3 protein-coding genes are annotated in these 7,343 nt (G+C 37.8%); all 3 read left to right on the top strand.

What is annotated here, in order from left to right:
- Positions 1–4,887, top strand: a 4,887-nt coding sequence (locus tag EII37_RS08805; RefSeq protein WP_185695993.1) for a ZmpA/ZmpB/ZmpC family metallo-endopeptidase, incomplete at its 5' end; no start/stop codon positions are given.
- Positions 4,888–4,959: 72 nt separating this feature from the next.
- Entirely contained in the window at positions 4,960–6,681 is a 1,722-nt protein-coding gene (gene pabB / locus EII37_RS08800) for an aminodeoxychorismate synthase component I (protein ID WP_124788313.1), read from the top strand.
- Positions 6,682–7,299: an alpha/beta fold hydrolase gene (locus EII37_RS08795; protein WP_124788312.1), complete on the top strand. Its 618-nt coding sequence runs from the start codon at positions 6,682–6,684 to the stop codon at positions 7,297–7,299.
- Positions 7,300–7,343: the final 44 nt, after the last annotated feature.

Here is a 7,343-nt window from a genome sequence, read left to right as displayed (position 1 = left end):
CCGCAAACAGCATATTCAGGCAAAATCGAGGCTAAAGGTACTCAAGAAACTGATAAAGAGGGTGAATCCTTAGTTCAAGAACCGCAAACAGCATATTCAGGCAAAATCGAGGCTAAAGGCACTCAAGAACCTGGTAAAGAGGGCGAGTCTTTAGTTCAAGAACCGCAAGCAGCATATTCAGGCAAAATCGAGGCTAAAGGTACTCAAGAACCTGGTAAAGAGGGCGAATCCTTAGTTCAAGAACAGCAAACAGCATATTCAGGCAAAATCGAGGCTAAAGGTACTCAGGAACCAAGTAAAGAGGGCGAGTCCTTAGTTCAAGAAAAGTTACCTGAATATAAAGTAACTGAGGGCGCGGTTACGAAAGAAACTACTACTGAGATTGACTATAAGACAGAAATTATCGAGGATCCAACCAAATATACGGATGAAGAAACTGTAGTTCAAGATGGAGAAAAGGGCAGTAAAATTACCAAAACGACTTATAAGACTCTCGAAGGTGTTGAGACTGACCAAGTTTTAAATACAACAACCACTGTCGTCAAAGAACCAGTCACTAAAAAAATAAGTCGTGGAACAAAACCAATTGAAGGAACTCTGATAGAAGAAAGTCTTGAAAAGATTCCATTTAAGGAAGTTGTTAAAGAAGATGACCAACTGAAAAAAGGTGAAAGAGTTACTGTCCAAGAAGGAAAAGATGGACAGAAAAAAGTTACCAAGACTTACAGAACTATCAAAGGTTTAAAAACTGAAGAAGCACCAAAAATTGTGGAACAGGTTCTGGAGTTAGACCAAGATCGTATCGTCAAATTAGGAACTAAAAACTTTGAAAAACCAATCTTAAGTTTGTCACTTGTTGATGTTCAAGATTTGAAACGATCATCTCAAATTAAATATAACCTAGAGAATCCAAGTAAAGCTGCTATTAAATCAATCACCTTAACTCTGAAAAAAGGTGACGAGATTGTGAAGACATTGAATGTTTCACCAGAAGATCTAACAGCTTCTTTGACAGACTTACAGTACTACAAAGATTATAAACTTGAAACGAAGATGGTTTATGACCGTGGTGAGGGTGATGAGGAAGAAGTTCTGAAAGAAGAACCGCTAAGAATTGACCTCAAAAAAGTTGAAATCAAAAACATCAAAGAAACAAGCTTGATAAGTGTTGATGCTGACGGAAACGAAACAGACACTAGTTTGCTGACAGAAAAACCAGCTAATCTTGCTCTACTCTACCTACGAGTTACAACTCACGACAACAAAGTTACAAGACTGGCTGTTGACAAGATTGAAGAAGTAGAAAAAGACGGAAAAACTTTATACAAAGTCACTGCCAAAGCACCTGATTTAGTTCAACACACAGATGTTTCTAAATTGGCAAACGAGTATGTTCATTATTTTGAAAAACAAAAAGCACACGATGGTGATGTATATTATAGCTTTAACGACCTAGTAACGGCTATGAAAGCTAATCCAAGTGGTACCTTTAAACTTGGTGCAGATTTGAATGCAGCAAATGTACCAACTCCGAATAAACAATATGTACCTGGTAAATTTAGCGGAACTTTAACAAGTGTTGATGGAAAACAATATACAATTCACAATATGGCTCGTCAGTTATTTGATAATGTTGAAGGCGCTACAATTAATAACATTAATTTAGGTAATGTTAATATTAATATGCCTTGGATTGAAAATATTTCCGCACTATCAAGAGTAATTAAAAATGCCACAGTTGAAAATGTTAAGGTAACTGGTAGTATCCTTGGTAAAGATGGTATTGCTGGTATCGTAAATAAAGGAGATACTGGTGGACTTCTTAAAAATGTTGCTTTCATCGGTAAACTAACAGGTGTCGGTAATAAAGGTTGGGATCTTGGTGGTATCGCCGGAGAACTTTGGCGTGGTAATATTAAACATGCATACGTAGATGCTGATATTGTAGCAAATAAAGCTCGTATTGGTGGTCTTGTTGCTAGAACAGATAATGGTTACGATGGAAATGGGGTTAATAAATACGCATTTACTAGTCAATCTGTCGTTAAAGGAACTATTAAGGTGAAAACTCCTGTTGAAGTTGGTGGTTTCATTAGTAAAAACTATCCATGGGGTCGAGTTCTTGATACTGTTACAATGATGAAAGTTGAAAATGGTGAAGAATTCTATGGTTCTAAAGACCTTGTTGATGAAGATGGATACTTTACAAATAATTGGATAGATAGAAACTATGTTGTTACAGGTGTGAGTGAAGGGAAACGTTCATTTAAGTATTCTCGTAGTAATCGAATCCAAGAAATCAGCCTAGAAGATGCAAATAAAAAAATAGAATCATTCGGAATTACAGCTGATAAGTTTGAAATTAAACCTCTTGTTGAAGATACACTAAATAGTGTAAAACCAAAATCTGACACTTACAAAGATACTCAAGATTACGATACTTCTCGTGAACTTGCTTATCGTAACATCGAAAAATTACAACCGTTCTACAACAAAGAATGGATTGTAAATCAAGGTAATAAGATTCCTGCAGGTTCTAAATTACTAACTACTGAAGTTTTATCTGTTACAGGTATGAAAGATGGACAATTTGTGACCGACTTATCGGATGCTGACCACATTATGATTCATTACGCTGATAAGACGAAAGAAATTAAAGCTATTACGCAAAAAGAATCTAAGGTTCAACAAGTTCGTGAATATAGTATTGAAGGATTAGGTGATATTGTCTATACACCAAATATGGTTGTTAAAGATAGGACACAATTGATCAGCGATATCAAAGCTAAATTAGCTTCTGTTGAACTTGATTCAGATGAAGTTCGTAAGATTAATAACAATCCTAAGATGTTATACATGGAAGAAAGCTTCAAAGAAGTAAAAGATAATCTTGATGCTTTAGTTAAAGCTTTAGTTGAAAATGAAGACCATCAATTAAATACGGACGAAGCAGCTAAACGTGCCTTAGTTAAAAAGGTTGAAGATAACAAAGCTAAAATCATGTTAGCTCTGGCTTATTTAAACCAATACTATGGAATTAAATTTGACGGATTAAATATCAAAAATATGATGACCTTCAAACCGGATTTCTACGGTAAGAACGTTAACGTACTTGATAGATTAATCAGCTTCGCTTCAAATGGTAACAACCTAAAAGGTGATCAATCACACGATGCATTTAACAGAGCTCTTGCAAGTGCTACTGGTAAAGCTAACTTACACGAATTCCTGAAGTACAACATGGAATTATTCACTAGTGAAACAGATATGAATACTTGGTTCAAGAATAACATTGCAGATAACGCTTATGTTGTTGAGAAACAATCATCAAATCCTGATTTTGCGAATAAGAAACATAAATTGTATGAAGTAATTAATAATGGACATCACGGACGTTATATTTTACCACTTTTGAATTTGAAGAAAGCGCATATGATCTTAATTACAACCTATAATACCATTGCCTTTAGTTCATTTGAGAAATACGGTAAGAACACAGCAGAAGAACGTGAAGCGTTCAAGAAGCAAGTTGATTTACGTGCGCAAGAACAAATCAATTATTTAGACTTCTGGTCAAGACTTGCTGCAGATAATGTACGAAATAATCTTCTTAAGAGTGAAAATATGGTACCATCTGCAATTTGGGATAACCATGATGTACCAGGTTTGGGATGGGTTGACCGTATGGGACATACGAAGAAAGGCGATTTTGCTCCAATTCGTGAATTCTATGGTCCGACTGATAAGTGGCATGGATACAATGGAATGGGTGCATACGCTTATATCTTCCAAAATCCACAACCACAAGAGGCTGTATATTACATCATCTCTAGCATGATTAGTGATTTTGGTACATCTGCATTCACTCACGAAACAACTCACATCAATGACCGTATGGCCTACTTAGGAACATGGCGCCACCGTGAAGGAACAGATGTTGAAGCCTTTGCTCAAGGTATGTTACAATCACCATCAGTTTCAAATCCAAATGGTGAATATGGTGCCTTAGGATTAAACATGGCTTACGAACGTCAAAATGATGGAAATCAAATTTACAACTATAATCCGAATGTGTTAAATAGTCGTGAGAAAATCGATCACTACATGAAGAATTACAATGAATCCATGATGATGCTTGATTACTTAGAAGCTGAGTCTGTTATCAAGAAAAATACTGGAACAAATGATAAGTGGTTCAAGAAGATCGATAAGAAATATCGTGAAAAAGCGGATCGCAATGGCTTAGTTGGTGAACCACACCAATGGGATTTAGTTCGTGATTTGAATGATGACGAAAAGAATACGAAGCTGACAAGTATTGATCAACTGGTTGATGGAAACTTTGCAACGAAACATGGATTACCAGGAAATGGTCATTACCGTACTGAAGGATTTGATTCTGCTTATACTGTAGTAAATATGATGACAGGTATTTATGGTGGTAATACAAGTAAGAGTGCGGTTGGTTCAATCTCATTCAAACATAATACCTTCCGTATGTGGGGTTACTTCGGTTATCTAGACGGGTTCTTAGGTTATGCATCAAACAAATACAAACAAGAATCTAAAGCAGCTGGTAATGTAGGTCTTGGTGATGACTTTATTATTAATAAAGTTTCTAACGGCAAATTCCAAAGTTTAGAAGCATGGAAGAAAGCATGGTATCATGAAGTACACGAAAAAGCCCAAAGAGGTTTTGTTGAAATTGAAATCGATGGTCAAAAGATTTCAACTTACGCACAACTTCAGACCTTATTTGATGCAGCGGTCGAAAAAGACCTTCAAGGTAATGATTTCAAGAATACTGTAGATCTTAAATGGAAGGTTTACAAACAACTCTTGCAGAAATCAGATGGATTTGCTGGTGATTTATTCACTAAAGCATAATCAATAGTAAGAAAATAATAAAAAGGTAGATCAGCTTTGTCTGTATCTGCCTTTTTGTGCTATACTTAAGGTATGCATAGAAAAACAGTGATTGATTTTAGGGCTTTGGGGGAAAGATACACCTTTACCCAGCCGATTAAAGAGTTGAAAACGAGAAATGTAGCAGAAGTGGCAGATTTGCTGGCACAAGTGGAAAGCTACCAAGAGCAAGGTTATTATGTGGTGGGCTATGTCAGCTACGAGGCTGCACCTGCTTTTGAGGAGAAATTAGCAGTTCATAAATCTCCTTTACTGGACGAGTATTTGCTTTACTTTACTGTTCACGATAAGGTGGAGACCTCCCCTATTCCTCTGACTTATGATGAGGTTGATTTGCCTTCAAATTGGCAGGAAGTAACATCTGCAGAGGATTATGAAAAGGCGATTGCCCAGATTCATCATCATTTGCGGCAGGGGGACACCTACCAGGTCAACTACACCATCCAACTCAAGCAAGACTTAAGTGCCAATCCTTTTGCCATCTACAATCGTATGGTAGTAGAGCAGGAGGCGGGCTACAATGCTTATGTTGAACATGACGAGATGGCAGTGATTTCCATGAGTCCAGAGCTCTTTTTTGAGCAAAATGACCGTGAGTTGACAACGCGACCAATGAAGGGAACGACTCAGCGTGGAGTGACTGACCAAGAAGACCTTGCCCAAGCTAGTTGGTTAGAGCAGGATCCCAAAAATCGCTCTGAAAATATGATGATTGTGGACCTCTTGCGCAATGATATGAACCGTATTTCTGAAGTGGGGAGTGAGCATGTGGAACGTCTTTGCCAAGTGGAACAGTATTCAACGGTTTGGCAGATGACTTCAACCATCAAGAGTCAGTTGCGAGAGGATGTGGACCTTGTTGAAATTTTCCGCTCACTCTTTCCTTGTGGTTCCATAACAGGAGCTCCGAAAATTGCGACTATGGAGATTATAAAGGACTTGGAACCACAACCGCGTGGAGTCTACTGTGGAACCATTGGTCTTCTGCTTCCAAATGGACGACGGATTTTTAATGTGGCCATTCGGACTATTCAACTCTACAAGGGGCAAGCTATCTATGGAGTTGGCGGAGGCATTACTTGGGATAGCACTTGGGAGTCTGAATACCGCGAGGTTCATCAAAAGGCAGCCGTTCTCTATCGTAAACAAGCTCGTTTCAAACTGATTACTACAGGGAAAATCAGCCAAAAACAACTGATGTTTGAAGAACAACATCTGGAAAGGCTGAGAAAAGCTAGTCGGTATTTTGCCTTTCCATTTGATTCAGAAAACTTGAAACAAAAGATAGAGGAAGAGTGTCATGCTTGTGATGCTAATCAAGATTACCGCTTGCGTATTTCTCTCAGCAAGTCTGGAGAGATAGAAGTCGAACGCCGAGTATTAACACCCCTCAGTCCAAGTTTTTGTCAGGCCAAACTTTGCCTTCAGGAAGCCAATTTACAACAAGCCTTTACCTACTTCAAAACGACTCACCGACCGCATTTGAGCATAGAGGAACAAGAGAAGATTTACCATAATGGAAAAGGAGAACTTCTTGAAACCTCTATCGGAAATTTGGTTCTGAAGATTGATGGTAAACTCTATACATCGCCTATCCGACTTGGAATCTTACCAGGAATTTACCGTCAACACTTGCTTGAAAGCGGACAAGTAAAAGAGAAAGTCTTGACCATAGAAGATTTGAAGGGAGCAGAAGCTATCTATGGCTGTAATGCGGTGAGGGGCTTGTATGAATTGTCAGTAAAGGAGAGCTAAATGAAACTAATATTTTTACATGGCCTAGGTCAGTCAGCAGATAGTTGGAAAGAAGTGCAAGAGTTGCTTGTAGATTATCCTTCTGAAGCCCTTGACTTATTTCCTTCCGGAGTTGCTACCTATCAAGAAGCTAAGGAGCGCATTTATCAGCACTTGTCAGAGGAGACAGAACCTTTTATTTTGGTTGGTTTGTCTTTAGGTGCGGCCCTGGCACTAGAACTTTCCAGTTATGATTTACCAAATCTTCAAGGTTTAGTTTTGTCAGGTTGCCCTCTGAAATTAGCTGGAAATATCTTATTTAAAATCCAGTTGATGATATTTAAATTACTTCCCAAAAGAGTATTTGAAAAACAGGGAGCAGACAAAGCTCTTATGGTCGGAATTTCTGAGGAATTGAAGACACTTGATTTAACTGCTATAGCAGGGACTTGTCTTTATCCAACCTTACTAATTTGTGGTAGCAAAGATAAACCGAACCTTAGTTCTATGAGAAGTCTTCATAAACTAATATCAAAATCCCAATTTCAGATCATCCCAGACGGCCCTCATGTCTTGAATGAGGCAAAACCAAAGGAGTTTGTAGAAAAGATTAGAAGTTTCCTTGAATTGCTGAAATAAGTTTGATAAAATAATATTGAAAACGATATCATAATTATAGGAGA

Origin of the sequence: Streptococcus sp. OH4692_COT-348 (assembly GCF_003859975.1) — a bacterium.
Taxonomy (GTDB): domain Bacteria; phylum Bacillota; class Bacilli; order Lactobacillales; family Streptococcaceae; genus Streptococcus.
The sequence above is the reverse complement of the archived record's forward strand: the minus strand, read 5'-3'. Positions and strand labels throughout refer to the sequence as shown.

Excerpts from the sequence above, each read along its gene's own strand:
- pabB (WP_124788313.1), top strand. The coding sequence starts at position 4,960 with ATGCATAGAAAAACAGTGATTGATTTTAGGGCTTTGGGGGAAAGATAC.
- EII37_RS08795 (WP_124788312.1), top strand. The coding sequence starts at position 6,682 with ATGAAACTAATATTTTTACATGGCCTAGGTCAGTCAGCAGATAGTTGG.